Origin of the sequence: uncultured Phycicoccus sp., from assembly GCF_947495705.1 — a bacterium.
Classification (GTDB): domain Bacteria; phylum Actinomycetota; class Actinomycetes; order Actinomycetales; family Dermatophilaceae; genus Phycicoccus.
Genome location: NZ_CANLZR010000013.1, coordinates 48232 through 73722, shown reverse-complemented (window position 1 = coordinate 73722; position 25491 = coordinate 48232). Strand labels below are relative to the sequence as shown.

At 72.9% G+C, this 25491-nt stretch carries 25 protein-coding genes and 2 tRNA genes; 15 read left to right on the top strand and 12 right to left on the bottom strand.

From position 1 onward, the window contains the following. Positions 1 to 86 precede the first annotated feature (86 nt). Positions 87 to 160 (bottom strand) — tRNA-Ile (locus tag Q0963_RS15575). 228 nt (positions 161 to 388) lie between these two features. Between Q0963_RS15575 and Q0963_RS15570 the strand changes: the two genes are divergently transcribed. Next, entirely contained in the window at positions 389 to 904 is a 516-nt protein-coding gene (locus Q0963_RS15570; protein WP_299447826.1) for a DUF3145 domain-containing protein, read from the top strand. A 17-nt stretch (positions 905 to 921) separates the two neighbouring features. Here Q0963_RS15570 and Q0963_RS15565 read toward each other — a convergent pair whose 3' ends face one another. The 7 genes from Q0963_RS15565 to argG all read right to left on the bottom strand — a co-directional run bounded on the left by Q0963_RS15565 (position 922) and on the right by argG (position 7927). Beyond that, positions 922 to 1494 (bottom strand): hypothetical protein, encoded by a 573-nt coding sequence (locus Q0963_RS15565; protein ID WP_299447824.1) that lies wholly within the window; start codon positions 1492 to 1494, stop codon positions 922 to 924. Between the two features lie 52 nt (positions 1495 to 1546). Continuing rightward, positions 1547 to 2788: a beta-ketoacyl-ACP synthase II gene (gene fabF / locus Q0963_RS15560; RefSeq protein WP_299447821.1), complete on the bottom strand. Its 1242-nt coding sequence runs from the start codon at positions 2786 to 2788 to the stop codon at positions 1547 to 1549. Positions 2789 to 2935: 147 nt separating this feature from the next. Continuing rightward, entirely contained in the window at positions 2936 to 3181 is a 246-nt protein-coding gene (locus Q0963_RS15555; RefSeq protein WP_299447820.1) for an acyl carrier protein, read from the bottom strand. Positions 3182 to 3248: 67 nt separating this feature from the next. After that, positions 3249 to 4265: a beta-ketoacyl-ACP synthase III gene (locus Q0963_RS15550; protein WP_299447818.1), complete on the bottom strand. Its 1017-nt coding sequence runs from the start codon at positions 4263 to 4265 to the stop codon at positions 3249 to 3251. Beyond that, a complete protein-coding gene (locus Q0963_RS15545) occupies positions 4262 to 5176 on the bottom strand; it encodes an ACP S-malonyltransferase (RefSeq protein ID WP_299447816.1) in 915 nt (304 codons plus the stop codon). Before Q0963_RS15545 ends, Q0963_RS15550 begins: the two co-directional genes overlap by 4 nt. A 99-nt stretch (positions 5177 to 5275) precedes the next feature. Then, positions 5276 to 6460, bottom strand: coding sequence for a CdaR family transcriptional regulator (locus Q0963_RS15540; RefSeq protein ID WP_299447814.1), 1185 nt, complete (start codon positions 6458 to 6460; stop codon positions 5276 to 5278). Between the two features lie 39 nt (positions 6461 to 6499). Then, positions 6500 to 7927, bottom strand: coding sequence for an argininosuccinate synthase (gene argG / locus Q0963_RS15535; protein ID WP_299447812.1), 1428 nt, complete (start codon positions 7925 to 7927; stop codon positions 6500 to 6502). A 177-nt stretch (positions 7928 to 8104) separates the two neighbouring features. Here argG and Q0963_RS15530 point away from each other — a divergent pair, with 177 nt between their 5' ends. Genes Q0963_RS15530 through katG form a run of 3 tightly spaced genes read left to right on the top strand, consistent with a single transcriptional unit; the run spans position 8105 to position 12744 of the window. Beyond that, positions 8105 to 10021 (top strand): right-handed parallel beta-helix repeat-containing protein, encoded by a 1917-nt coding sequence (locus Q0963_RS15530; RefSeq protein WP_299447810.1) that lies wholly within the window; start codon positions 8105 to 8107, stop codon positions 10019 to 10021. 51 nt (positions 10022 to 10072) lie between these two features. Then, on the top strand, positions 10073 to 10498 hold the full coding sequence (locus Q0963_RS15525) for a Fur family transcriptional regulator (RefSeq protein ID WP_299447808.1): 426 nt from the start codon (positions 10073 to 10075) through the stop codon (positions 10496 to 10498). A gap of 41 nt (positions 10499 to 10539) precedes the next feature. Further along, entirely contained in the window at positions 10540 to 12744 is a 2205-nt protein-coding gene (katG, locus tag Q0963_RS15520) for a catalase/peroxidase HPI (protein ID WP_299447806.1), read from the top strand. Between the two features lie 72 nt (positions 12745 to 12816). Here the strand turns inward: katG and Q0963_RS15515 are convergent, their stop codons facing one another. From Q0963_RS15515 to fdhD, 3 genes are all read right to left on the bottom strand, one after another. Further along, positions 12817 to 13119, bottom strand: coding sequence for a thiamine-binding protein (locus tag Q0963_RS15515; RefSeq protein WP_299447804.1), 303 nt, complete (start codon positions 13117 to 13119; stop codon positions 12817 to 12819). Further along, on the bottom strand, positions 13116 to 15902 hold the full coding sequence (gene aceE, locus Q0963_RS15510; protein ID WP_299447802.1) for a pyruvate dehydrogenase (acetyl-transferring), homodimeric type: 2787 nt from the start codon (positions 15900 to 15902) through the stop codon (positions 13116 to 13118). The genes Q0963_RS15515 and aceE overlap by 4 nt, the downstream gene beginning before the upstream one ends. A 97-nt stretch (positions 15903 to 15999) precedes the next feature. Beyond that, positions 16000 to 16857 (bottom strand): formate dehydrogenase accessory sulfurtransferase FdhD, encoded by an 858-nt coding sequence (fdhD, locus tag Q0963_RS15505; protein ID WP_299447800.1) that lies wholly within the window; start codon positions 16855 to 16857, stop codon positions 16000 to 16002. A 64-nt stretch (positions 16858 to 16921) separates the two neighbouring features. Here fdhD and Q0963_RS15500 point away from each other — a divergent pair, with 64 nt between their 5' ends. The 8 genes from Q0963_RS15500 to Q0963_RS15465 all read left to right on the top strand — a co-directional run bounded on the left by Q0963_RS15500 (position 16922) and on the right by Q0963_RS15465 (position 22666). Then, complete coding sequence (locus tag Q0963_RS15500; RefSeq protein ID WP_299447798.1) at positions 16922 to 17449, top strand: PH domain-containing protein; 528 nt, start codon at positions 16922 to 16924, stop codon at positions 17447 to 17449. Next, complete coding sequence (locus tag Q0963_RS15495) at positions 17446 to 19005, top strand: PH domain-containing protein (protein WP_299447796.1); 1560 nt, start codon at positions 17446 to 17448, stop codon at positions 19003 to 19005. The genes Q0963_RS15500 and Q0963_RS15495 overlap by 4 nt, the downstream gene beginning before the upstream one ends. A gap of 36 nt (positions 19006 to 19041) precedes the next feature. Beyond that, complete coding sequence (locus Q0963_RS15490) at positions 19042 to 19479, top strand: DUF3052 domain-containing protein (RefSeq protein ID WP_299447794.1); 438 nt, start codon at positions 19042 to 19044, stop codon at positions 19477 to 19479. Between the two features lie 61 nt (positions 19480 to 19540). Continuing rightward, positions 19541 to 20020: a peroxiredoxin gene (locus Q0963_RS15485; RefSeq protein WP_299447792.1), complete on the top strand. Its 480-nt coding sequence runs from the start codon at positions 19541 to 19543 to the stop codon at positions 20018 to 20020. A gap of 69 nt (positions 20021 to 20089) precedes the next feature. Beyond that, positions 20090 to 20162, top strand: a tRNA-Val gene (locus tag Q0963_RS15480). A 1-nt stretch (position 20163) separates the two neighbouring features. Beyond that, positions 20164 to 21015, top strand: a complete 852-nt coding sequence (locus Q0963_RS15475) for a Nif3-like dinuclear metal center hexameric protein (RefSeq protein ID WP_299447790.1) — start codon at positions 20164 to 20166, stop codon at positions 21013 to 21015. Next, positions 21012 to 21749: a zinc ribbon domain-containing protein gene (locus tag Q0963_RS15470; RefSeq protein ID WP_299447788.1), complete on the top strand. Its 738-nt coding sequence runs from the start codon at positions 21012 to 21014 to the stop codon at positions 21747 to 21749. The genes Q0963_RS15475 and Q0963_RS15470 overlap by 4 nt, the downstream gene beginning before the upstream one ends. After that, positions 21746 to 22666, top strand: coding sequence for a reverse transcriptase-like protein (locus Q0963_RS15465; RefSeq protein ID WP_299447786.1), 921 nt, complete (start codon positions 21746 to 21748; stop codon positions 22664 to 22666). Before Q0963_RS15470 ends, Q0963_RS15465 begins: the two co-directional genes overlap by 4 nt. A 31-nt stretch (positions 22667 to 22697) precedes the next feature. Here the strand turns inward: Q0963_RS15465 and Q0963_RS15460 are convergent, their stop codons facing one another. Continuing rightward, a complete protein-coding gene (locus tag Q0963_RS15460; protein ID WP_299447784.1) occupies positions 22698 to 23258 on the bottom strand; it encodes an NYN domain-containing protein in 561 nt (186 codons plus the stop codon). A gap of 91 nt (positions 23259 to 23349) precedes the next feature. Here Q0963_RS15460 and Q0963_RS15455 point away from each other — a divergent pair, with 91 nt between their 5' ends. From Q0963_RS15455 to Q0963_RS15445, 3 genes are read left to right on the top strand one after another with little or no spacing between them, the layout of a single operon-like run. Further along, positions 23350 to 23763, top strand: a complete 414-nt coding sequence (locus tag Q0963_RS15455; protein WP_299447782.1) for a rhodanese-like domain-containing protein — start codon at positions 23350 to 23352, stop codon at positions 23761 to 23763. A gap of 4 nt (positions 23764 to 23767) precedes the next feature. After that, entirely contained in the window at positions 23768 to 24982 is a 1215-nt protein-coding gene (locus Q0963_RS15450; protein ID WP_299447780.1) for an O-succinylhomoserine sulfhydrylase, read from the top strand. 25 nt (positions 24983 to 25007) lie between these two features. Beyond that, positions 25008 to 25475, top strand: a complete 468-nt coding sequence (locus tag Q0963_RS15445; RefSeq protein WP_299447779.1) for an SRPBCC family protein — start codon at positions 25008 to 25010, stop codon at positions 25473 to 25475. The last annotated feature ends 16 nt before the right edge of the window (positions 25476 to 25491 follow it).

The window sequence follows — 25491 nt, the reverse complement described above, 5'->3', positions numbered from 1 at the left end:
TACCTGTCAAGCCTCAGCCGGAACACTGTCGCGGATCAGCCGAAGCCCGAACGTCGAGCATCAGGCGAAGTCATACAGGTGTCCGGTGGGGCGTGTCGGGCTTGAACCGACGACCGACGGATTATGAGTCCGCTGCTCTGACCGACTGAGCTAACGCCCCGCCCGCGGCCGGCTGCGCCGCGGCCCGGCGAGCCTATCGCCGGGCCGCGGCGCGCCCGGGACGGGGGATCCGGTGCGATCTGTGGTGCGGGTGCGCCTCGTGGTGCACAATGTGACACGACAACGGCACGCCCGCGTGCCCGCACAGCTGAACCACCGGCAGCACCACCTGCCTCACCACATGCGACGGCGTTGGGGAAGACGTCCACCGCACGTGAAGGAGAGCAGGATGTCTGTTGCGATGCCGCGCACCGCCACGCGTGGAGTGGTCTACGTCCACTCCACGCCCAAGGCGCTCTGCCCGCATGTGGTCTGGGCGATCGAGGGAGTCCTCGGCGCCCGCATCAGCGTGCACTGGACCGAGCAGCCCGCCTCCCCGGGCCTCGTCCGCACCGAGCTCAGCTGGGCGGGCGAGCCCGGCACCGGTGCGCGCCTCGCGTCGTCGCTGCGCGGCTGGGACCACCTGCGCTACGAGGTCACCGAGGAGCCCAGCCCCGGCTGCGACGGCTCCCGCTGGTCGCACACCCCGCGGCTCGGCATCCACCACACGTGGACCTCGGCCAACGGCGACGCCGTCGTCAACGAGGACCGCCTGCGCGAGGTGGTGATGCTGAGCCAGGGCAGTCCCGAGGCGATGCACGAGATGCTCGAGGAGCTGCTCGGGCTCGAGTGGGACGAGGAGCTCGAGCCCTTCCGGTACGCCGGGGAGGGCGCCGCGGTCCGTTGGCTCCACAAGGTCGGCTGAGCCCACCTCGAGCCCGCTCAGCGCTCGACGAAACGCGCACCCAAGGTGTCGCGCAGGATCCGTAGGCCGTCCTGGCCCACGAGCTCGACGGGGACGGCCCACGCCCGCTCGGCGTCCTCCTGGTCCAGGAGCAGCACGCGGCGGACGAAGCGGGCACGGGTGATGGTGGCGGGGTCGATGACGATCTCGTGCGTCGGCAGCGCGAAGACGATCCGGTCGGGTGTGTAGACCGCGGACACCCGTGTCCCGACGGGGCAGCCGTGCTCGACGGTTGCCCGCACCATCCGCCTCAGTGCCCGCCTGGACCGCCACAGGTCCAACGCCGTGAGGCCGGCGAACACCGCCAGCAGCAGTGACACCCCGCGCAGGACCCCCAGGCGGGAGGCCAGGCCGGCCACGTGGAGCGCGACAGGGACGAGCACGAGCAGGCCGGCGACGGCGGCGTGGCGGACCACGAACGGCCGCCAGTACCCGGACGAGCGCTCGATGTCGTCGACGAGGACGGCGCACCCGCGGGCGATGACGTCCTCCGAGCTGACGTAGGACGCCACGGCCCGATGGTCGCCGTCCGGCGACGGTTCCCCGCTCACGGCCGAAGGGTACCGACCGAGGTCCGCCGCCGGGACGGTTCGGGGCCTGCGCTCAGACGCTCTTGATGACGAGCGCGACGTTGTGGCCGCCGAACCCGAACGAGTTGTTGAGCGCCGCGATGTCGCCGTCGGGCAGCGTGCGGTGCTCGCCGCGGATGACGTCGAGGTCGATCGCGCTGTCGAAGTCGTCGATGTTGATCGCCGCCGGGGCGGTGCGGTGGTGCACCGCGAGGACGGTGAGCAGGCCCTCGAGAGCGCCCGCGGCACCGAGGAGGTGGCCGGTCATCGACTTCGTCGCGCTCACCGGCATGCCGTCGGCGGCCGCGCCGAACGCCCGGCGGATCGCGTTCGCCTCCGCGACGTCGCCGACCGGCGTCGACGTCGCGTGGGCGTTGATGTGGACGATGTCGGAGTCCTGCAGTCCGGCGCGCTCGACGGCCTCGCGCATCGCCCGGCTCGCGCCGGCGCCCTCGGGCTCCGGGGCGGTGATGTGGTGGGCGTCGGCGGACATCCCGATCGAGGCGAACTCCGCGTAGATGCGGGCGCCGCGGGCCTTCGCGTGCTCGTACTCCTCGAGGACCATCACCGCCGCGCCCTCACCCATGACGAAGCCGTCGCGGCCGGTGTCGTAGGGGCGCGAGGCGCCGGCGGGGTCGTCGTTGCGGGTCGAGAGCGCCTGCATCTGGGAGAACCCCGCGAAGCAGATCGGGTGGGTGGCGCACTCGGTGCCACCGGCGACGACGACGTCGGCGCGACCGCCGCGGATCATGTCGTAGGCGGTGCCCATCGACTCCGCGCCCGAGGCGCACGCGGACACGGTGGTGTGCGCACCGGCCCGGGCCCCGAGGAGCAGCGAGACGTTGCCGGCCGAGGTGTTGGGCATGAGCATCGGGACGGCGAGCGGGAAGACCCGGCGCACGCCCTTGTCGCGGAGGTTGTCCCACTGGTCCAGGAGGGTCCACACCCCGCCGATGCCGGTGCCGATCGCGACGCCGAGGCGGTCGGGGTCGAGCTCGGGCGAGCCCGCGTCCTCCATGGCCGCGAGGGAGGCGATGACGGCGTACTGGGCGCTGGGGTCCATCCGGCGCACCTGCACCTTGCTGAGGACCTCGAGCGGGTCCTGGGCGATCGTGCACGCGAAGTGCACGGGCAGCTCGTACCGGTCGAGCATGTCCTGGGGCAGGGGCTTGGCCCCGGACTTGCCCGCGAGGATGGCCTCCCAGGTCTCGGCGATGGTGCCGCCCAGGGGCGTGGTGGCACCGAGTCCGGTGACGACGACGCGACGCTCGCTCATGGTGTCAGCTGCTCCTTGTGGGGTCGATGCGGGAAGCTCCCGCGGGGCTGCCTTCCCGACTTTTCATGCTGCCAGCCGCGACACCCGCCGTGGGGGCGGCGTGTCGGCGGACCGGAGCATGAAAAGTCGGGAAAGCGGGGGCCGTGGTCAGCCCTGGTTGCTCTGGATGAACGTGACCGCGTCGCCGACCGTCGTGAGGTTCTTGACCTCGTCGTCGGGGATGCGGACGCCGAACTTCTCCTCGGCGTTGACGACGATCGTCATCATCGAGAGCGAGTCGATGTCGAGGTCGTCGGTGAACGACTTGTCCATCTGGACGTCGGCCGGGTCGAGCCCGGTCTCCTCGTTGACGATCTCGGCGAGGCCGCTGAGGATCTCCTGCTGGTCTGCCATTGCGTTCTCCTTCGGGTGGGTGACGTGGTGCTTCGGCCCGGGTGACCCGTGGGCCCACGGGAGTCGGTTACGGGATGACGACGACCTGCGCGGCGAACGACAGGCCCGCCCCGAAGCCGATCTGCAGGGCCAGGCCGCCGCTCGGGACCTCACCCTCGCGCACCATGCGCTCCATGGCGAGCGGAACGGAGGCCGCCGAGGTGTTGCCGGTGTACGCGATGTCGCGGGCGATCGCGATGTCGGCGGGCAGCTTGAGCTGCTTGGCCATCGCGTCGATGATCCGGACGTTCGCCTGGTGCGGGATGAACGCGTCGAGCTGGTCGACGGTGACGCCGGCCGCCTCGAGCGCCTGCTGGGCGACGGGGGCCATGCCCCACACCGCCCACCGGAAGACCGACTGGCCGGCCATCCCGATGTGCGGCCACTCGAGCTTCTTCTCGTAGACGTCGATCCACGACTCGGTCTGGGAGATGGCCTCCCACTGCGCGCCGTCGGAGCCCCAGACGGTGGGGGCGATGCCGACGGTGTCGGACTGGGTGACGACGGCGGCGCCCGCACCGTCGGCGAAGATGAACGCCGTGCCTCGGTCGTCGCGCGAGGTGAAGTCGGAGAGCCGCTCGACCCCGACGACGAGGACGTTGCGGGCGGTGCCGGTGCGGACCAGGTCGGACGCGAGCGCGATGCCGTGGCAGTACCCGGCGCAGGCCGCCGAGATGTCGAACGCCGCGGCCTTCGTGCCGAGCCGCTCGGCGAGCATCGGCGCCGCGGCCGGGGTCTGGTAGGGCCAGCTGACGGTGGCGACGAGGACGGTGTCGATGTCCTCCGGCGCGACGCCGGCCATCTCGAGGGCGGGCGTGGACGCGAAGACGGACATGTCGATGACCGACTCGCCCTCACCGGCGAACCGGCGCTCGATGATGCCGCTGCGCTCGCGGATCCACTCGTCGCTGGAGTCGATGCGCTCGACGAGCTCGCTGTTCGGGACGACCCGGCGCGGCCGGTAGCCGCCGATCCCCGCGATCCGTGAATGTGTGACCGGGCGTGCCGTGAGGCCGCCCGGGAAGCCCTTGGGGGTGACGGTCATGCGGAGTGCTCCTGAATGAGGGTCCGGGCGGCCTCGAGGTCGTCCGGGGTCTTGACGGCGAGCAGCTCGACGTCCTTGAGGGCCCGCTTGGCGAGCCCCACGAGGGTGCCGGCGGGCGGGAGCTCGATGACGGCGGTGACGCCGAGCGCGGCGAAGCGGTCCATGCACAGGTCCCACCGCACCGGGTTGGACACCTGGGCGACGAGCCGGTCGAGGACCTCGCGGCCGGCGGTGACGACCTCGCCGTCGCGGTTCGACACCAGGGGGGTCGCCGCGTCGGCGGGGGAGAGGCCCGCTGCGGCGTCGGCCAGGGCGTCGACGGCAGGCTGCATGAAGGAGGTGTGGAAGGCGCCCGCCACCTTGAGCGGGATGACCCGGGTCCGGGCGGGCGGCTGCTCGGCGAGGTCGGCCAGCCGGTCGAGGGCTCCGGCGGCGACGACCTGGCCGGCGCCGTTGACGTTGGCCGGGGTGAGGCCGCGGGCCTCGATCGTCGCGAGGACGTCGGCGGCGTCGCCGCCCAGGACCGCGCTCATCCCGGTGGGCGTCTCCGCGCTGGCCGCGGCCATGCCGCGCCCGCGCAGCGCGACGAAGCGCATCGCGTCGGCCTCGCCGAGCACCCCGGCGCCGGCCGCCGCGGTGATCTCGCCGACCGAGTGCCCTGACAGCGCGCCGACGCCGCCGGTGCCCCCGAGCGCCCGGAGCGCGAGGAGGCCGGCGCCCACGAGCAGCGGCTGCGCCACGGCGGTGTCCTTGATGGTGGCCTCGTCCGACGCGGTGCCGTGCGTGACGAGGTCGACCTCGGCGGCGTCCGAGAGCGCCGTGAGGTGCCCACGGGCACCAGGCAGCTCGAGCCACGGGGCGAGGAAGCCGGGGGTCTGGGACCCCTGGCCGGGGCAGACGATGACGATCACGGTCCAAGCCTGACGTCCGGGACGGGGTCCGCTCGTCGCGAGCGGGGACGAACCTCGGCGGCCCGAGTTGGAGGAACCCCACAAATCGCGCTCACGGGGTCACCGGGACGTGGCGCGGATCACGGGGCCGAGCCGGTGCATGGCCAGGGCGATGCGGACCGTCTGCGCGTCGTGCGGGTCGGTGAGGTCGTAGCCGGTCGCCTTCTCGATGCCGGCCAGCCGGTAGCGCACAGTGTTGGGGTGCACGATGAGGGCCCGCGCGGTGCCCTCGACGCCGAGTCCGCCGTCGAGCCAGGCCGCGGCCGTCTCGAGGAGGGACCCCCCGCTGGCCTCCGCGAGCGGGCGGACGATCCGGGCGCTGAGGGCGTTGCGGGCCGGGCCGTCGCCGATGAGGGCGCGCTCGGCGAGCAGGTCGTCGGACGCGACGGGGCGGGGGACGGCGGGCCATGCCGGCGCGGCCTGGTGCCCGGAGATGGCGGCGCGGGCGCTGCGGCCGGCCGCGAAGAGGTGGGGCACGGTGGGGCCGACGACGAGCGGGCCCTCGCCGAGATGCGGGTCGAGTGCGGTCGCGAGGGCCATCGGGTCGGCGACGCTGCCGCCGATGCACACCACGCGTGGCCCGTGGATGGCGACGAGCAGCTCGGACCCCACCCGGCGCGCGGTGCGGTGCAGCTCGCCCATGACGTGCCCGGTCGCGCCCTGCGGGGTGGAGCCGACGACGACGGCGACCGCCGTGACCGCGCCCCAGCCGAGGGCGGCGGCCCGGGACTGCATCGAGTCGTCGGCCTCGCCGCGGATGACGGCGTCGACGACGAGCGACTCGAGCCGGGCGTCCCACGCGCCGCGCGCCTCGGCCGCCTCCGCGTACACCTCGGCGGCGGCGAAGGCCACCTCGCGGCTGTAGCGCAGCACGGCCGCGCGGGCGCTGTCCTCCTCGCCCGGGACGGCGAGCCCCGCGATGTCGCGCTCCACGACCCCGATGACGGTGCGGATGAGGTCGAGCGTCTGGGCGAGGCTGATCGACCGGGTGAGCTCGCGTGGCGCGGTGCCGAAGACGTCCGCGATGACCGCCGGACGGTCCTGGTCGCCGCCGAACCACTCGAGGAAGCTCGTGATGCCCGCCTGCGCGACGAGGCCGACCCACGACCGGTCCTCTGCCGACAGGCCTCGGAACCAGGCGAGGTGGGTCTCCATCTCGCGGACGGCGGCCGCGCCGAGATCGCCGCCGGCCCGGGCGACGGCGGCCTGGGTGGCGGCCGAGGGGCGCGTCGAGGCGGTCGGCACGGGGACCAGTCTATTTGTGCGGCCCGGACAAGCGAGGGGTCAGTCGGTGCCCGACTCCATCGCGGCGCGGTCGAGCAGGTCTTCCTCGTGGCCCTCCACCGTCGGGTTGTCGGTGATCCGGTCGTAGCCGCCGGAGGGCAGGGCCCCGAAGAGGGTCCCGTTCTCGACGAGGAGCTGGCCCTGGTCGACCGGCTGGCCGGCGTAGATCTCGAGCTTCTCGCGGCTGTCGGCGATGTCGAGGTTGCGCATTGTCAGCTGGCCGATCCGGTCGGCGGGCCCGAAGGCGGCGTTCTCGACCCGCTCCATCGAGAGCTTGTCCGGGTGGTAGCTGAAGTTCTCGCCGCGGGTGTCGAGGATCGAGTAGTCCTCGCCGCGGCGCAGCCGCAGGGTCACCTGGCCCGTGACGACCGAGGCGATCCACCGCTGGATGGCCTCGCGGAGCATGAGGCTCTGCGGGTCCAGCCAGCGACCCTCGTAGAGAAGCCGGCCGAGGCGGCGCCCCTCGTTGTGGTAGTTCGCGATGGTGTCCTCGTTGTGGACGGCGTTGAGGAGCCGCTCGTACGCGATGTGGAGCAGCGACATCCCGGGCGCCTCGTAGATGCCGCGGGACTTCGCCTCGATGATGCGGTTCTCGATCTGGTCCGACATGCCGAGCCCGTGCCTGCCGCCGATCCGGTTGGCCTCGTCGACGAGGGCGACCGGGTCGAGGTCGCGCCCGTTGACGGCGACGGGACGCCCCTGGGCGAAGGTGATGGTGACGTCCTCGGGCTCGATGGCGACCGCGGGGTCCCAGAACTTGACCCCCATGATCGGCTCGACGATCTCGAGCGACTCGTCGAGGTGCTCGAGCGTCTTCGCCTCGTGGGTGGCGCCCCAGATGTTGGCGTCGGTCGAGTACGCCTTCTCCTGGCTCTGGCGGTAGGGCAGCTTCCGCTCGGTGAGCCAGGCGCTCATCTCGTGCCGGCCGCCGAGCTCGGCGACGAACTCCGCGTCGAGCCAGGGCTTGTAGATCCGCAGCGAGGGGTTGGCGAGCAGGCCGTACCGGTAGAAGCGCTCGATGTCGTTGCCCTTGAAGGTCGAGCCGTCCCCCCAGATCTCGACGTCGTCGGCGTGCATGGCCCGGACGAGGAGGGTGCCGGTGACCGCCCGGCCTAGGGGGGTGGTGTTGAAGTACGTCCGGCCGCCGCTGCGGACGTGGAACGCCCCGCACGCGATGGCCGACAGGCCCTCCTCGACGAGCGCGCTGCGGCAGTCGACGAGCCGCGCGATCTCGGCGCCGTACTGGCCGGCGCGGTCGGGCACGGTGTGGATCTCGGGCTCGTCGTACTGGCCGAGGTCAGCGGTGTACGTGCAGGGCACCGCGCCCTTCTCGCGCATCCACGCGACGGCGACGGAGGTGTCGAGACCTCCGGAGAAGGCGATGCCGACACGCTGGCCGACCGGCAGGGAGGTGAGGACCTTGGACACGGATGCAACTATATGCAGCACCCTGCATATTCACCAATCGAGTCGTCAGGGTCGCGGCGCCGGCCCGGGTCCGAGATGGCCCGGTCGGGTCATGGGCAGGCCGGGGTCCCGCGAGTAGCGTCCCGTCCGTCGCGTCGGGCCGCGTGGGCCCGACGCTTGTACGGCAGGGGTGTCGTCATGGTCGAGAGGTGCCGGCGGGTCGGCTGGGCGATGCTCGCGGCGGGAGCCGTCGCGCTGGCAGGGGTCGGGACGACGCCCGCCTGGGCCGACAGCGCCGCCTCCCCGTATCTGGTCGAGCGGGTCGGGACGACGTCGACCTACACCGCAACGCCCGCGAGCGGACCGGTCGTCACCGGCACCCTGAAGGCGGTCGTGGAGACCGCGGCCGACCGGCTGACCGCCGAAGGTGGGGGCGTGGTCCGGTTCCAGGCGGGAACCTACGACCTGGGCTCGACGTGGTGGGAGTTCTACGACCTCGACCGGGTCGTCTTCGAGGGGGCCGGGATGGGCGCCACCGTCATTCGCAACGATGCCAGCGCGGCCACCGACACCGAGCCCTTCGACATGACGGCCAGCGACAACATCACCATCCGGGACCTCACCGTCCACGCCGGCGGTCCGCTCCGGTCGACGAGCGACGCGATCGACTTCGACGGCGGCGACCACGTCCTCATCGAGCGGGTGGAGGTCTCGGGGTCACGCGCTCGCGGCATCATCTTCGACGGCAAGGGGTCCGGCTCGATCTCGCACGCCGACGACAACGTCATCCGCGACTGCTGGATCCACGACACCCCCGGCGACGGGATCGAGCTGCTCGCGTCGAGCCGCAACCTCATCGAGGGGTGTCGCATCTCGAACGTCGGCAACTACGGCATCCGGATCGGGAAGTCCTCGTCGGTCGCCACCCAGCCGAACAAGCCGTCGGACGACAACATCATCCGGAACAACGTCATCGACGAGTCGGGCCGGGACGGCATCTTCGTCAACAGCTCGAACCGCAACCAGATCCTCGGCAACACGGTGACCAACAGCTCGGACGTCGCCTCCAGCCGTGACGGCATCCGGGTGACGTCCTACGACAGCCGGTCGTGCGACGCCACTGTGGTCCGGGCGAACCGGGCCACCGACACCCAGCCGACCAAGACCCAGTCCTACGGGCTGAACATCGTCAGCTCGCTGTGCCACGGGACCGTCGTCGGGTCCGACAACGACTTCACGGGCAACAAGCGGGGGCCGCTCAAGGACCTCGGCACCGGCACGGTCGTCGAGGTCGGCAACCAGCCGCCCACGGTCTCGGCCGGGCCGGACGTCACGACCTCGGTGGGAGCCGGCGCGGTTCTCGACGGCACCGTGAGCGACGAGGGTCCGGCCCCGCTGTCCGTCGCGTGGAGCCGGGTCAGCGGCCCGGCCGGCGTGGTCTTCGACGACCCGGGCGCGACCGACACGACGGCGCGTTTCACGGCCGCCGGCAGCTACGTGCTGCGGCTGACCGCCACCGACGGCGCCGGTGCGTCCGCCTCGGACGACGTCTCCGTCGCGGTCCTGGCCCCCGGCACGACGATCCTCGACGTCCGCGTCGCCACCAGTGCCGACGACGGCGAGGAGCGCGACACGGGCAAGGTGTCGCGCTCGAGCACCGACCTCGAGCTCGTCACCGACACCGCACCGCAGGTGGTCGGGACGCGCTTCACGGGCGTCACCGTGCCGCAGGGCGCCACCGTCACGAGCGCCTGGGTGCAGTTCACGACCGACGAGGTCACCACCGACCCGGCCGCGCTGGAGGTGCGAGTCCAGCTGAGCGGGGACGCGCCGGCCATCACCGGCAACGCGCTGAACCTGTCGAACCGGCTGTCAACGTCGACCGCTCCGGTCGCCTGGTCGCCGGCCCCGTGGACGTCGGTGGGCGCGGCGGGCGCCGACCAGCGCACCCCCGACCTGGCCTCGGCCCTGCAGCAGGTGGTGTCCAGGCCGGACTGGGCCAGCGGCAACGCCGTGCTCGTGCTCGTCACCGGCAGTGGGCGGCGGACGGCGGAGGCCTACGACGGGCTGCCGGCCGGGGCGCCGCTGCTGCACATCGCCTACACGGTGCCGTGACCCGGCGCGCCGTTTCTTGACTCGTTCCAGAAAACTCGCCATGCTGGCCGCATGCCGGCCACCCGCGAGTACGACCATCTGCTGCGGGACGCCTCGCTGCGGGTGACCCGCCCGCGGCGCGCGGTCCTGGCGGCCGTGCACGAGCACCCGCACGCCGACACCGACGCCATCACCCGGGCCGTGCGCGACGACCTCGGCACGGTGTCGCACCAGGCCGTCTACGACGTGCTGCGGGCGTTGACCGGCTCCGGGCTCGTCCGTCGCATCCAGCCGCCGGGTGCCACCGCGCGCTACGAGGCGCGGGTCGGCGACAACCACCACCACGTCGTGTGCCGGTCGTGCGGCACGATCGCCGACGTGGACTGCGCCGTCGGAGAGGCGCCCTGCCTCACCGCCGCGGACGACCAGGGCTTCGTCATCGACGAGGCGGAGGTCGTCTACCGCGGCCTGTGCCCCGCCTGCGCCGCCCAGCACTGACCACCATCCACCGACCGCACCACCCCTCACCGAAACAGGAGATGGACCTCGTGACAGACCAGCAGAGCGGCGTGACCGCAGAGGGCAGCGAGAGCGAGAACCCGGCGATCGACGCCCCGACGCCCAAGGCCCACCGGCCCCGGACGAACCAGGACTGGTGGCCCGACCAGATCGACCTCAAGGTCCTGCACGCCAACAGCGAGAAGTCGAACCCCCTCGGCGGCTCCTTCGACTACGCCCAGGCCTTCGCCGGGCTCGACGTCGAGGCGCTCAAGGCCGACATCGTGCAGGTCATGCGCACCTCGCAGGACTGGTGGCCGGCCGACTTCGGCCACTACGGCCCGCTCTTCATCCGGATGAGCTGGCACTCCGCCGGCACGTACCGGATCGAGGACGGTCGCGGCGGCGGCGGCTCCGGCCAGCAGCGCTTCGCCCCCCTCAACTCCTGGCCGGACAACGCGAACCTCGACAAGGCCCGCCGCCTCCTGTGGCCGGTCAAGCAGAAGTACGGCCAGCAGATCTCCTGGGCCGACCTCCTCGTCCTCGCCGGCAACGTCGCGCTCGAGGACATGGGGTTCGAAACGTTCGGCTTCGGCTTCGGCCGCGCGGACGTGTGGGAGCCCGAGGAGGTCTTCTGGGGCCCCGAGGACACCTGGCTCGGCGACGAGCGCTACAGCGGTGAGCGCGAGCTCGGCGAGTCCCTCGGCGCGGTCCAGATGGGCCTGATCTACGTCAACCCCGAGGGCCCCAACGGCGAGCCCGACCCGCTGAAGGCCGCCCGCGACATCCGTGAGACCTTCCGCCGGATGGCGATGAACGACGAGGAGACCGTGGCGCTCATCGCCGGCGGGCACTCCTTCGGCAAGACCCACGGCGCCGGGGACCCCGACCTCGTCGGCACCGAGCCCGAGGGCTGCCCCGTGCACGCGATGGGCCTGGGCTGGAAGAGCGAGTACGGCAGCGGCAAGGGCCGCGACGCCATCACGAGCGGTCTCGAGGTGACCTGGACCCAGTCGCCGACCCGGTGGAACAACGAGTTCTTCGACAACCTCTTCGGCTTCGAGTGGGAGCTGACCAAGAGCCCCGCCGGTGCGCACCAGTGGCAGCCGAAGGACGGTGCCGGCGCGAACACCGTGCCCGACCCCGAGGACGGCTCGCTGAGCCGCCCGCCGACGATGCTCACCACCGACCTCGCACTGCGGGTCGACCCGGCGTACGAGAAGATCTCGCGGCGCTTCCACGAGAACCCCGAGGAGTTCCGGCTCGCCTTCGCCAAGGCCTGGTACAAGCTGCTGCACCGCGACATGGGACCGGTGACGCGCTACCTCGGCCCGTGGGTCCCCGAGGCCCAGCTGTGGCAGGACCCCGTGCCGCCGGTCGAGGGCGAGCTCGTCACCGACGAGGACGTCGCACGGCTCAAGGAGGCGCTGCTCGCCTCCGGGCTCACCGTCCAGCAGCTCGTCGGAACCGCCTGGGCGTCGGCCGCCAGCTTCCGTCAGACCGACATGCGCGGCGGGGCCAACGGTGCCCGCATCCGGCTCGAGCCCCAGCGCGGCTGGGAGGTCAACGAGCCCGAGCAGCTCGCGGGCGTCCTCGAGACGCTGGAGCGGGTCAAGGCGGACTTCGACGCCGAGGGCGGCCGCACCGTCTCGCTCGCCGACCTCATCGTGCTCGGCGGCTGCGCCGGTGTGGAGAAGGCGGCGCGCGACGCCGGGGACGACGTCACCGTCCCGTTCACCCCGGGGCGCACCGACGCCACCCAGGAGCAGACCGACGTCGAGTCCTTCGTGGTCATGGAGCCGCGGGCCGACGGGTTCCGCAACTACCTGCGGGCCGGCGAGAAGCTGGCACCCGAGAAGCTGCTGCTCGACCGGGCCTACCTCCTCGGCCTCACGGCGCCGCAGATGACCGCCCTCGTCGGCGGCCTGCGCGCCATCGGGGTCAACCACGGCGGCAGCGCTCTCGGCGTCCTCACCGAGCGGCCCGGGCAGCTGACGAACGACTTCTTCGCGACGCTGCTGCAGCCCGGCACGACGTGGAGGACCTCGCCGTCCACCGAGAACGTCTACGAGAGCGAGGACGGCCGGTGGAGCGCCACCGCCGTCGACCTCGTGTTCGGCTCGCACTCCCAGCTGCGCGCCATCTCGGAGGTCTACGGGAGCGCCGACGGGGAGGCGCGCTTCGTCGCCGACTTCGTCACGGCCTGGGACCAGGTCATGAACAACGACCGGTTCGACGTGGCCTGACCGGCCCGGCACCCCGAAGGGCCCCGGACGCGATGCGTCCGGGGCCCCTCGTCGCGCTCGTCGAGGCGGTGGTCAGGCGCCGCCCAGGACCTCGTCGATGCGGGCCACCTTCGACTCCAGCATCCCGGTGTGCCCGGGCCGGATGTCGCACTTGACGACGAGGGAGACCCGCGGGTGGCGGGCCGTCATCGCGTCGACGCACTGCCTGAGCACGCCGAACACCTCGTCCCACTCGCCCTCGAGGTTCGTGAACATCGCGTTCGTCTCGTGGGGCAGGCCGGACGCGCGGACGATGCCGACGGCCTCGGCGACGGCGGCCGCGTACGAGCCGGTGTCGTCGGGGGCGGCCGGGGCGATGCTGAACGCAGCGATCACTCCGAGCCGCCCTCGGTGCTGCCGGAGTCGCCGGCCGTCACGTCGTGCAGCCGGTAGCGCGCCGCCGCCTCGTCCGGGGCCGACCGCTCGACCTCGCCGCGGTCCGCGAGCACCTGGAGGGCGCGCACCGCCATCGACGGGCCGTCGATGTGGAAGAAGCGCCGCGCGGCCGGGCGGGTGTCGGAGAAGCCGAACCCGTCGGCGCCGAGCGAGGCGAAGTCGCCCGGGACCCACTGCGCGATCTGGTCCTGCACCGCCCGCATGTAGTCGGAGACGGCGATGACCGGGCCCGGACGCCCGGCGAGCTTGGCGGTGACCCACGGGGTGGGCGCCTCCTGCTCGGGGTGGAGGAACGCGGCCTCGTCGGCCGCCAGGCCGTCCCGGCGCAGCTCGTTCCACGACGTCACGGACCACACGTCGGCGGCCACGTGCCAGTCGTTGCGCAGCAGCTCCTGGGCCTCCAGGGCCCACGGCATCGCGACCCCGGACGCGAGCAGCTGCACCCGGGGGGCGTCCTCGGGCAGGCCCTCGGTGGAGCCCTCGGCGAAGAGGTACATCCCCTTGAGGATGCCCTCGCGGTCGACGCCCTCCGGCTCGGCCGGCTGGCGCATCGGCTCGTTGTAGACGGTGAGGTAGTAGATGCGGTTGCGCTCGTCGTCGCTCAACGTGTCGTCGGTGCCGTACATCCGGTGCAGGCCGTCCTGGACGATGTGCGCGAGCTCGTACGCGAACGCCGGGTCGTAGTGGACGACCGCCGGGTTCGTCGATGCCAGCAGCGGCGAGTGCCCGTCGGCGTGCTGCAGTCCCTCGCCGGTGAGCGTCGTCCGGCCGGCGGTGGCCCCGATGAGGAAGCCGCGGCTCATTTGGTCGGCGGCCGCCCAGATGGAGTCGCCGGTGCGCTGGAACCCGAACATCGAGTAGAAGATGTAGATCGGGATCATCGGCTCGCCGTGCGTGGCGTACGACGTGGCCGCGGCCGTGAAGGCCGCCACCGAGCCCGCCTCGTTGATGCCGAGGTGCAGGATCTGCCCGTCCTTGGCCTCGCGGTAGGCGAGCATGAGGTCGGCGTCCACCGGGGTGTACCGCTGCCCGTGCGGGTTGTAGATCTTGATCGTCGAGAAGAACGAGTCCATCCCGAAGGTGCGCGCCTCGTCGGGGATGATCGGGACGATCCGGCTGCCGAACTCCTTGTCCCGCATGAGGTCCTTGAGGAGCCGGACGAACGCCATCGTCGTGGCGACCTCCTGCTTCCCCGAGCCCTTCTTGACCTGCGCGTACGCCGAGTCGTCGGGCAGGTGGATCGGGATGTGCCGGGACCGGCGCTCCGGCAGCGCGCCGCCGAGCTTGCTGCGCCGCTCCATCGCGTACTGGATGACCTCGTCGTCGGCGCCCGGGTGGTAGTACGGCGCGTTGTACGGGTCGTTCTCGAGCTGGTCGTCGCTGATCGGCAGGTTCAGGCTGTCGCGGAAGCTCTTGAGGTCCTCGAGGGTGAACTTCTTCATCTGGTGGGTCGCGTTGCGCCCGGCGAAGCTCTGCCCGAGGCCGTAGCCCTTGATCGTCTTCGCGAGGATGACGGTCGGCTGGCCGGTGTGGCTCGTCGCTGCCTTGTAGGCCGCGTAGACCTTGCGGTAGTCGTGCCCGCCGCGCTTGAGCTTCCACCAGATGTCGTCGTCGGACCAGCCCTCGATGAGGCGGCGCGTGCGCGGGTCGCGGTTGAAGAAGTGCTCGCGGACGTGGGCGCCGTCGTTGGCGCGGTAGGTCTGGTAGTCACCGTCCGAGGTGGAGTTCATGAGGTGGACGAGGGCGCCGTCGCCGTCGGCGGCGAGCAGCGGGTCCCAGCCCCGGCCCCACACGACCTTGATGACGTTCCAGCCGGCACCGCGGAAGAACGCCTCGAGCTCCTGGATGATCTTGCCGTTGCCGCGGACCGGGCCGTCGAGGCGCTGGAGGTTGCAGTTGACGACGAAGGTGAGGTTGTCGAGCTCCTCCTGCGCGGCCAGCTGCAGCAGGCCGCGGGACTCCGGCTCGTCCATCTCGCCGTCGCCGAGGAAGGCCCAGGTCTGCTGCTCGGAGGTGTCCTTGATGCCGCGGTTGTGCAGGTACTTGTCGAACTGCGCCTGGTAGATCGCGTTCATCGGGCCGATGCCCATGGACACCGTGGGGAACTCCCAGAAGTCCGGCATGAGCCGGGGGTGCGGGTAGCTGGGCAGCGCGAGGGGCTCGCCGTCGACGATGTGGCTGTGCTCCTGGCGGAAGCCGTCGAGCCGGTCCTCGCTGATCCGGCCCTCGAGGTAGGCGCGGGCGTACATGCCGGGGGAGGCGTGGCCCTGGAAGAAGATGTGGTCGCCGCCGCCGGGGTGGTCCTTGCCGCGGAAGAAGTGGTTCATGCCCACCTCGTAGAGCGTCGCGGCCGACGCATACGTCGAGATGTGCCCGCCGACGCCGATGCCGGGGCGCTGGGCGCGGTGGACGACCATCGCGGCGTTCCAGCGCAGGTAGGCCCGGAAGCGGCGCTCGACGTCCTCGTCGCCGGGGAACCAGGGCTCCTGCTCGGGGCTGATCGTGTTGACGTAGTCGGTGGTCGTCAGGGACGGGACGCCGACCTGCATCGCCCGGGCGCGCTCGAGGAGGCGCAGCATGAGGTAGCGCGCCCGCATCCGGCCCGGGCCGTCGATGACGGCGTCGAGGCTGTCGAGCCACTCCTGGGTCTCGTCCGGGTCGATGTCCGGCAGGTGCGTCGGGATGCCGTTGAGGATGGGTCCGACGTCTTCGTGGAGAGCCACGCGCTCGTCCTTTCACCGGTCGCGAACCGCACCCCGGTCAGGGGCCGGTCCACCCATCTTTCACCCCTACGCGGCCTCCGTCACAATCAGGTCCGCACTACTGGGCGGTACGCCCCTCGTCGGCGCCGGTGACGACCCGGTCGGGGCGGGTGTAGACGGAGAACTGCGGGGGCCGGGTGAAGGCCACCAGGGTGATGCCCACCTCGCGGGCGAGGTCGACCGCGAGCGAGGTCGGGGCCCCCACGGCGACGACGACGGGGAGCCCGGCGACCGCGGCCTTCTGGACGATCTCGAAGCTGGCCCGGGACGTGACGACGAGGACCGCGCCGGCGAACGGCACCTCCCGGTCGCGCGCCAGCGCCCCGACCGCCTTGTCGACGGCGTTGTGCCGGCCCACGTCCTCGCGGACGACGAGGAGCGACCCGTCCGCCGCGGCCACCCCGGCCGCGTGCATGCCCCCCGTGCGGTCGAAGGCGGCCTGCCGCCCCCGCAACGCGTCGGGGAGGCCGACGAGGACCGTGGGGCTCACCGCCCCCGGGTCGCTCGCGACGTCGAAGCGGCTCGCCGTGCGGACCGCGTCGACGGAGGCGGAGCCACAGACTCCGCAGGCGCTCGTCATGGCCTCGGTGCGCTCGCGGGCCGGCCGCAGCAGGACCGAGCCGGGGGAGAGGGCGGCCTCGACGACGTTGAACGTCGGTGACCCGTCGGGCCCGACGTCGGTGCAGTGCATCATCGTGCCGACGTCGCGGGCCGAGCCGATCATCCCCTCGGTGAGCAGGTGCCCCAGGACGAGGTCGAAGTCGTCACCCGGGGTGCGCATCGTCGTGGTGACGACCGTCTCGCCGACCCGGATCTCGAGCGGCTCCTCGACGGCGACGGTGTCGGGCCGCGTCACGCTGGCGTCCCGTTCGACGTCGAAACGCGTACGGGGCACCCGCGTCGTCACCCGGCCCATGTGCGCATCCAAACACACCGTGGGGGCCCGTGGGGATGACGGAGGCCTCGGGCAGACTGGGGGCATGACCGAGCATCTGGTGCCCCCCGTCGAGCCGGCCGGGCCTAACCCGGAGGTGACCCTGCACGGCGGGCCACTGCCGTGGCGCCCGGTCTCGCCCGCGCTCGCCACCGTGCGCCTCATCGTGCTCGGGGTGTTCCTCGTCGTCCCGCTGCTCGCGTCCGTCGTCGTCGCCGCCCTGGTCAGCCCCTTCGTGTGGCTCGGAACGGCGGCGCTGCTCGCCCTCGGGGCCTGGGGCGCCTGGATCATCCGCCGGCAGGTGTCGGCCATCTCCTGGGTCGAGCTCGACGAGGAGATCGTCATCCGCAAGGGCCGGCTGTTCCGGAGCCTCGTCAGCGTCCCGTACGGCCGGCTGCAGTACGTCGACATCCAGTCCGGGCCCCTGGTCCGTGCCTTCGGCCTCGCCACCTGCGAGATCCACACCGCCTCGCCCGAGAGCGGCGGGTCGCTGCCGGGTCTGCCGACGGCCGAGGCCGAGGCGCTGCGCACCCGCCTCGCCGCGCGGGGCGAAGCGCAACGGGCGGGGCTGTGACCGAGCCGCACGACGACGAGGGCTGGCAGCGGCTGCACCCCCTCTCGCCGCTGCTCCGCGGCGGCATCGTCATGCTCGCCGTACTCGGGTACGGCGTGAGCCAGCTGTTCGACAACGTCCTCGGGTCCTTCGACCCGGGCACCGTCGTGCCCGGGGACCTCCCCGACGGCGGGGACGCCGGCCGCGAGTTCTCGTACACCACCCATCCGGTCGTCGCGCTCGCGCTGCTCGTCCTCGTCATCGCCGCGGTGGCCGGCGGCAGCTGGGTCAGCTGGCGCTTCGCGCGGTTCCGGGTGACGGCCCGGCAGGTCGAGCTGCGCTCGGGGGTGGTGTTCCGGCAGCACCGGCAGGTCCCGCTCGAGCGGATCCAGGCCGTCGAGACCACGAGGCCGCTGCTGGCCCGGCTCCTCGGGCTCGCCCAGGTCGTCGTCCAGTCGGCGGGCGGGTCGGACTCCCAGCTGACCCTCGCCTTCCTCGACGCCGGCCGGGCCGAGGAGGTCCGGGCCCACCTGCTGGAGCTGGCGGGTCGAGCCGACGAGCAGGGCGCCTGGGCCGACCCCCGCGACCCCCGCGACCCGGCCGCTCCCGGCGCGCCACCGGCCGCGGCCGTCCGCGCCGAGGACGCGGCGCCGCTGGTCACCGTCCCCAACGACCGGCTCTTCGTCGCGACGATCCTGCACGGCTCCACCATCGTCCTCGGGGCCATCGTCCTCGTGGGGCTGACCGCCGTCGGGATCGCCGAGCAGGGGATCCGCGTCCTCGCCGGCGCTCCCGCGCTCATCCCCGTCGTCCTCGGCCTGGCCATCGGCCGGGTCAAGGAGCTGCTCGTCCACGGCAACTTCTCGATCGCACGCACGGGCACCTCGGTCCGCGTCCGGCACGGCCTCACCGACCTGCGCACCTCGAGCGTGCCCCTGCACCGGCTCCAGGCGGTCGAGGCCGTCCAGCCGCTGTGGTGGCGCCCGTGGGGCTGGTGGCGGGTCCGGGTCAACGTCGCCGGGGTCCAGGGCGACGACTCCGGCGGTGACGAGACGACGCTGCTGCCGGTCGGGACGCTCGACGAGACGTTGCTGGTCCTCGCGACGCTGGGGGTGCGCCCCGACGACCCGCTGGTGCTCGACGCCCTGCAGGGCACCGGCCCGGACGCCGGCTGGGTCGGCCCGCCCCGCGAGGCGCGCCTGCTCGACCCCTGGGCGTGGCGCCGCATCGGCTACGCGCTGTCGCCCGGCGCGGTCCACATCCGGTCGGGCCGGTGGACCCGGCACGCCGTGTTCGTCCCGCACGCCCGGGTGCAGTCGATCACCCTGTCCCGTGGCCCGCTCCAGGCCCGCCTCGGCCTGGCGAGCGCCCGGGTCGTCTCGACGCCCGGCCCGGTCGCCGCCGTCGTCCCGCACCTCGCCGCCGCCGACGCCGAGGCCTTCCTCGCCGTCGTCGGTGACCACGCGCGCGAGGCGCGACGACCCGCGACCGGCACCCGCGGGCCGGCCGGAGCCCCCCACTCCGTCGCCGAAACCGTGGACCCGCTTGCACCCGACGCGCCCCCGTTGGTGGACTAGTCCCTTCAGGACGAGCGATATGAGAGGTTTGACCGCGTGAACACCCCCGCCCCGCCCCCGGTGGACCCGGGCACCACCGGAACCGCGGCCGTCGACAGACTCGGATTCGCCCGGGACCAGGTCATCCAGGAGTTCGGCTACGACGCCGACGTCGATGACGCGTTCCGGTTCGCCGTCGAGGCCGCCTGCGGTGCCGAGATGGAGGACGACGAGTACACCGGCGTCGCCGACGCCGTGCTCCTGTGGTTCCGCCCCGAGGACGGCGACCTCGGCGATGCGCTCGTCGACATGGTCGGCGTCCTCGAGGAGGGCGGCTTCGTCGTGCTCCTCACCCCGCGCGGGGACGACGAGATCGACCCGAGCGACATCGACGAGGCCGCGGTCGTCACCGGCCTGCACCTCGCCGGGACGTTCAACGCGGCCGACACCTGGCGGGCGCACAAGCTCGTGGCCCCGAAGACCGCCCGCCGCTGACCCCTGTAGAGGCCGGGACGCCCGGCTGGGTCGGGCGGGTCCCGGCTGGCAGGATGGACATATGACCCTGCCCACCCGTCCGCTCTCGATCGGTGACGAGGCCCCAGACTTCACGCTCCGCGACCAGAACGGGGCGGATGTGTCGCTCTCGGCGCTCACGGCCGACCGCAACGTCGTCGTCGTCTTCTACCCCTGGGCGTTCTCGGGGATCTGCACCGGCGAGCTCGACGAGATCCGCGACCACCTGGAGCGGTTCGTCAGCGACGACCTCCAGGTCGTGTGCATCTCGTGCGACGCGATCTTCAGCGTCCGGGCGTGGGCCGACATCCAGGGGTACTTCTTCCCGCTGCTCTCCGACGCCTGGCCGCACGGCGCCGTCGCGCGGGCCTACGGCGTCCTCAACGAGAACACCGGAGCCGCCCTGCGCGGCACCTTCCTCGTCGACCGTGACCGCCGCATCGCCTGGACGCTCATCAACGAGACCGGCGAGCAGCGGGACTTCTCGGAGCTGCCCACCCAGGTCGCCGCCCTCGCCGTCTGACGGCGTGGCCCCGCGACCTGCCACAATGACCGCGCGGCCGGTGCCACCCGTGGCAGGGTGGGCCGCCCGGGGCCTGTAGCTCAGCTGGTAGAGCGCCGCGTTTACACCGCGTCGGTCGTCGGTTCGATCCCGGCCGGGCCCACATGAGCGACGACGAGCCGTTGACCCTGCACGAGGTGCTCGACGTCGTCGAGCACCTGTACCCGCCCGCCACGGCGCAGTCCTGGGACGAGGTGGGGCTCGTCACCGGCGACCTCGAGCAGCCGGTGCGGCGGATCCACCTCGCCGTCGACCCCACCCTGGCGGTCGTCGCCGAGGCCCGCGACCTCGGGGCGGACCTCCTGATCACCCACCACCCGTTGTTGCTGCGCGGGGTGCACTCGGTCGCGACGACGTCGGCCAAGGGCGCCACCGTCACCGACCTCGTCGTCGGCGACGTCGCGCTCTACGTGGCGCACACCAACGCGGACGTCGCGGCCGAAGGCGTGTGCGAGGCGCTCGCCGACGCGTGCGGCCTCGGTGCCACCCAGCCGCTGGCGATGGTGGAGGACCAGCCACTGGGCCGGGTCGGCGACCTCGCCGAGCCGGTGCTGCTGCGGACGTTCGTCGAGGACCTGACGGCCCACCTGCCGGCGACGGCGGGCGGCATCCGGGTGGCCGGCCCGCCGGACGCCCTCGTGCGGCGCGTCGCGGTGCTCGGCGGGTCCGGCGACGACCTGTTCGACGCGGTCCGGGCCGGCGGGGCCGACGTGTACGTGACGGCCGACCTCCGGCACCACCCGGCGCTCGAGGCCCGCGAGGAGAGCCGCGGCGGGCCGCCGTACCTCGTGGACGCCGGCCACTGGGCCAGCGAGTACGTGTGGCTGCTCCGCGCGGACCGGGCACTGCGTGCGGCGCTCGGTGCGGGCGCCACTAGGGTGGTGACCCACATCAGCACAGTGCGCACCGACCCCTGGACGTTCGTCGTCGGTGCCGACGAGGGAGGTAGTCCGTGAGAGCCGAGTCCGCCCGGCAGCTGCGGCTGCTCGACCTCCAGGCCGTCGACACCCGGCTCGGCCAGATCGCGCACGCCCGCCGGACCCTCCCGCAGCTCGCGGAGCTCGCCGACCTCGAGGACAAGGCCCGGCTCCTCGACGACCAGCTCGTCCGCTCCCGCACCGAGCTCGGCGACGTCCAGCGCGAGGTCGCCAAGGCCGAGGCCGATGTCCAGCTCGTCCGCGACCGCGCCGCCCGCGACCGGGCCCGGCTCGACGCGGGGACCGGGACGGCCAAGGACCTCCAGGCGCTCCAGCACGAGCTGGAGTCGCTCCAGCGGCGCCAGAGCGAGCTCGAGGACGTCGAGCTCGAGGTCATGGAGCGGGCGGAGGCCGCCGAGCACGACGTCCGTGAGCTGGAGGCCGGCCGCGCCCGGCTCACCGAGCGCATCGACGCGCTCGTGGCGGACCGTGACGCCGCGCTGAGCCGGCTCGACGCCGAGGCCGCGGAGGTCGCCGCGCCGCGCGAGACCATCGTCGACGAGGCCGGGGCGGACCTCGTCGCCCTGTACGAGAAGATCCGCACGACCTCGGGCACCGGGGCGGCGCCGCTGCGGCAGCGTCGGTGCGGCGGCTGCCAGCTCGAGCTCAACCCGGTCGACCTCCAGCGGATCCGTGGCGCCGAGGAGGACGAGGTGCTCCGCTGCGAGGAGTGCCGCCGCATCCTCGTGCGCACCCCCGAGTCGGGACTGTGAGCCGGCGGCTCACCGTCGAGGCCGACGGCGGGTCGCGCGGGAACCCCGGGGTGGCCGGGTACGGCGCCCTCGTCCGCGACACCGCGACCGGTGCCCTCCTCGCGGAGCGCGCCGAGCCGCTGGGCAAGGCCTCGAACAACGTCGCCGAGTACCGCGGGCTCATCGCCGGGCTCGCGGCCGCGCACGCCATCGACCCGGGCGCCGACGTGCTCGTGCGGATGGACTCCAAGCTCGTCGTCGAGCAGATGTCGGGCACCTGGAAGATCAAGCACGAGGACATGCGCCGGCTCGCGCTCGAGGCACGCGACATCGCCGACGCGATCCGCGCGGCCGGGGGGTCGGTGCGCTACGAGTGGATGCCCCGGGCCGAGAACGCGGCCGCCGACGCCCTGTCCAACGACGGCATGGACGGCCTGACCATCGACCGGCGCCACGATCTCGGCGACGTCACGGACCCCGACCCGGCCCCGGCGGCGGCCTGTGCCCCGGTGGCGAAGCGAGAGGGCACCCCGGTCCGGGTCGTGCTCGTCGCGGCCGCCGAGGGCGACGGCGCAGCCAGCGCGGCCGCCGCGGTCGGGCGGCTGCTCGGTGCCGCGCCCCGATGTCTCGTCACGGCTCCCGGCGACGCCGCCGTCGAGACCGCCGCCGAGGTGGGCGACGTGCTCGCCGCCAAGTCGGTCGTCGACGCGGGGTGGTCGGCCGGCGGTGACGTCGTCGACGCCTGGAGCCGGGTCGTGGCACGCGGGGGGACCACCGTGGTCGTGTGTCCGGCCGACACGGTGCGGGCCGTGCTGGGCCACGTCCTCGGCGTCCCGCCGGAGCGGCAGGGCCGGATCGCCGTGGCGCCGGGCTCGCTCGCCGGCGTCGAGGTGTGGTCCGACGACGACGTGTCGGTCGCCTTCACCAACCGCACCTGACCGGCCGGGGCGCCGAGGGCGCCCGGGCGGGCTACAGGAAGTCGGCCGGGTCGAACTCGTCGATCGGGATGACCCGCACCCGCGGCAGGCGGGCGTTGAAGGCGCTGACGTCGTACTCGAGGTCGAAGGTCTCCAGCCCCTGGTCGGTCAGCTCGACGAAGGCGTGGTTGCGGAACTCGACGAACCCGACGACCCCGACCCGCCGCCCGTCCAGGAGCGCGCCGACCTGCTCGACGAAGTCGCCGTCGTTGCTGACGAGGAGAACGTCCGCGTCGCGGTGCCGCAGCTCCTCGAGGGTCCGCTGGATCGCGATGTCGACGACCTTCTGGCCCGCGCCGCCGGACAGCGGCACCGGCCGGTACCCGATGGCGAGGAGCGCCTGGACGAAGGACATCGGGAGCTCGGTGTTCGCCGCGAGGAAGAAGAGGCCGGTCGCGGGCTGCTGCCACCGGTCCTGGGCGAACTGCAGGAGTCGCTCCCAGCGCGGGCGCTCCTCGGGCCGGGGACGCCGACCGAGGATCGAGGTGCCGAGAGTGGCGTCGATGTTCTCCCCGTCGACGAGGAGATACGTGCTGCGCGGTTCCTCGCCCATGGGAGCAGCGTAGGGGCTGGGGTCCTCGGGGGCGCGCTCCGGTGCTGAGATGGCCCCGTCGCCGGGCGCCCGCACGTCCTAGGCTCGGACCATGAGCTACGCAGGCGACGTCAGCCCCCGTGAGGCGTACGAGGCCGTCACCGGACCCGAGGACGCCCTCCTCGTCGACGTCCGCACGCATGCGGAGTGGACCTACGTCGGGGTGCCGGACCTCGGGGTCGCCGGCCGGGCCGCCGCCTTCGTCGAGTGGTCCCACTACCCGGGCGGCACGCGCAACGACGGCTTCGTCGACGAGGTCCGCGCCCTCGGGCTCGACCCGGGCCGGCCGGTGTACCTCCTCTGCCGTAGCGGGGTACGGTCCCGGGCGGCGGCGGAGGCGCTGACCGCGGCCGGGCTCGGCCCGGCGTACAACGTCGCGGACGGGTTCGAGGGCCAGCACGACGCCGCCCAGCACCGCACCGTCGGCGGCTGGAAGAACAGTGGCCTGCCGTGGCGCCAGGGCTGAGCAGATGACGCTGCCCGACAACGCCCGCCCGCGCACCCGCGCCGTCCGTGGTGGCCTGTCGCGCAGCGGCTTCGACGAGACCGCCGAGGCGATGTACCTGACCTCCGGCTTCGTCTACGAGTCCGCCGCCCAGGCCGAGGCGGCCTTCGCCGACGAGGTCGACCACTACATCTACAGCCGGTACGGCAACCCCACCGTCACCGTCTTCGAGGAGCGGATGCGGCTCCTCGAAGGCGCCGAGGCCTGCTTCGCCACCGCGTCGGGGATGTCCGCGGTGTTCACCGCGCTCGCGGCACTCTGCGGCGCCGGCGACCGGGTCGTGGCGTCGCGGGCCCTCTTCGGCTCGTGCTTCGTGATCCTCGACGAGATCCTCCCGCGGTGGGGCGTCGAGACGGTGTTCGTCGACGGGGCCGACCTCGGCCAGTGGCGCGAGGCGCTCGCCCGGCCCACGACGGCGGTGTTCTTCGAGACCCCGAGCAACCCCATGCAGGAGCTCGTCGACATCGCGGCCGTGTCCGAGCTCGCCCACGCCGCCGGAGCGACGGTCGTGGTCGACAACGTCTTCGGGACGCCGGTGTTCAGCCACCCGCTGGCGCACGGCGCCGACGTCGTCGTGTACTCGACGACCAAGCACATCGACGGCCAGGGTCGCGCCCTGGGCGGGGCGATCCTCGGCCCGGCGGACTACATCGAGGGGCCCGTCAAGAACCTCATGCGGCACACCGGCCCCGCCATGTCGCCGTTCACGGCCTGGCTCATGGCCAAGGGCCTGGAGACCCTCGACCTGCGCGTCCGGGCGATGGCGGGCTCGGCGCTGGACCTCGCCCGGACCCTGGAGCGCTGGATGGGGCAGGGGCGTGGCCTGAGCCGGGTCGTGTACCCGCACCTGCCGAGCCACGCCCAGTACGAGCTCGCCCTGCGCCAGCTGGAGGGCGGCGCCGGGACGGTCGTGACCCTCGACGTCGACGGTGGCAAGGACGCCGCCTTCGCGATGCTCGACGCGTTCCGCCTCGTCGACATCTCGAACAACCTGGGGGACGCGAAGTCGCTGACGACCCACCCGGCGACGACCACCCACCGCCGCCTCACCCCGGAGGCGCGAGCCGCGGTGGGCATCACCGACGGCACCGTGCGGATCTCGGTGGGCCTGGAGGACCTGGCCGACCTCACCGAGGACGTCGACCAGGCGCTGGCGGCGGCGGAGGCCCACCGCCGTTGACCCGGCGGTTTGTTAGCGTCGCGGTATGACCTCTCGCGACACCGTGTCCGTCCAGCGGCTCATCCCGGCACCGCCGGAGCCCATCTTCGACCTGCTCGCGGACCCCGAGGGGCACGCGCGCATCGACGGCGGCGGATCGGTGCAGGCGGCACGCAGCGGTGGGCGCCGGCTCGGGATGGGTGACCGCTTCGGGATGGACATGAAGATCGGGTTGTCGTACTCGACGAGCAACACCGTCGTCGAGCTCGTCGAGAACCGGCGGATCGCCTGGCAGACGCTGGCCGGGGGGCCGCTGTCCAACCTCCTCGGCGGGCGGATCTGGCGCTACGAGCTGGAGCCGGTCGAGGGCGGGACGCTCGTCACCGAGACGTGGGACATCTCGAAGGAGGCGCTGCCGAGCAAGCCGTTCGTCCGCCGCATGGAGGCGCAGACCCGGACGAACATGGCGGCCACGCTCGAGCGCATCGAGGAGATCGTCACCGCCGAGGGCTGAGGGTCCTCCGGGCGCG

Coding starts and splice junctions, on each gene's coding strand:
- Q0963_RS15570 (WP_299447826.1), top strand. CDS start 389: ATGTCTGTTGCGATGCCGCGCACCGCCACGCGTGGAGTGGTCTACGTC.
- fabF (WP_299447821.1), bottom strand. CDS start 2,788: ATGAGCGAGCGTCGCGTCGTCGTCACCGGACTCGGTGCCACCACGCCC.
- Q0963_RS15555 (WP_299447820.1), bottom strand. CDS start 3,181: ATGGCAGACCAGCAGGAGATCCTCAGCGGCCTCGCCGAGATCGTCAAC.
- Q0963_RS15550 (WP_299447818.1), bottom strand. CDS start 4,265: ATGACCGTCACCCCCAAGGGCTTCCCGGGCGGCCTCACGGCACGCCCG.
- Q0963_RS15530 (WP_299447810.1), top strand. CDS start 8,105: ATGGTCGAGAGGTGCCGGCGGGTCGGCTGGGCGATGCTCGCGGCGGGA.
- Q0963_RS15525 (WP_299447808.1), top strand. CDS start 10,073: ATGCCGGCCACCCGCGAGTACGACCATCTGCTGCGGGACGCCTCGCTG.
- katG (WP_299447806.1), top strand. CDS start 10,540: ATGGACCTCGTGACAGACCAGCAGAGCGGCGTGACCGCAGAGGGCAGC.
- fdhD (WP_299447800.1), bottom strand. CDS start 16,857: ATGGGCCGGGTGACGACGCGGGTGCCCCGTACGCGTTTCGACGTCGAA.
- Q0963_RS15500 (WP_299447798.1), top strand. CDS start 16,922: ATGACCGAGCATCTGGTGCCCCCCGTCGAGCCGGCCGGGCCTAACCCG.
- Q0963_RS15485 (WP_299447792.1), top strand. CDS start 19,541: ATGACCCTGCCCACCCGTCCGCTCTCGATCGGTGACGAGGCCCCAGAC.
- Q0963_RS15475 (WP_299447790.1), top strand. CDS start 20,164: ATGAGCGACGACGAGCCGTTGACCCTGCACGAGGTGCTCGACGTCGTC.
- Q0963_RS15460 (WP_299447784.1), bottom strand. CDS start 23,258: ATGGGCGAGGAACCGCGCAGCACGTATCTCCTCGTCGACGGGGAGAAC.
- Q0963_RS15455 (WP_299447782.1), top strand. CDS start 23,350: ATGAGCTACGCAGGCGACGTCAGCCCCCGTGAGGCGTACGAGGCCGTC.
- Q0963_RS15450 (WP_299447780.1), top strand. CDS start 23,768: ATGACGCTGCCCGACAACGCCCGCCCGCGCACCCGCGCCGTCCGTGGT.
- Q0963_RS15445 (WP_299447779.1), top strand. CDS start 25,008: ATGACCTCTCGCGACACCGTGTCCGTCCAGCGGCTCATCCCGGCACCG.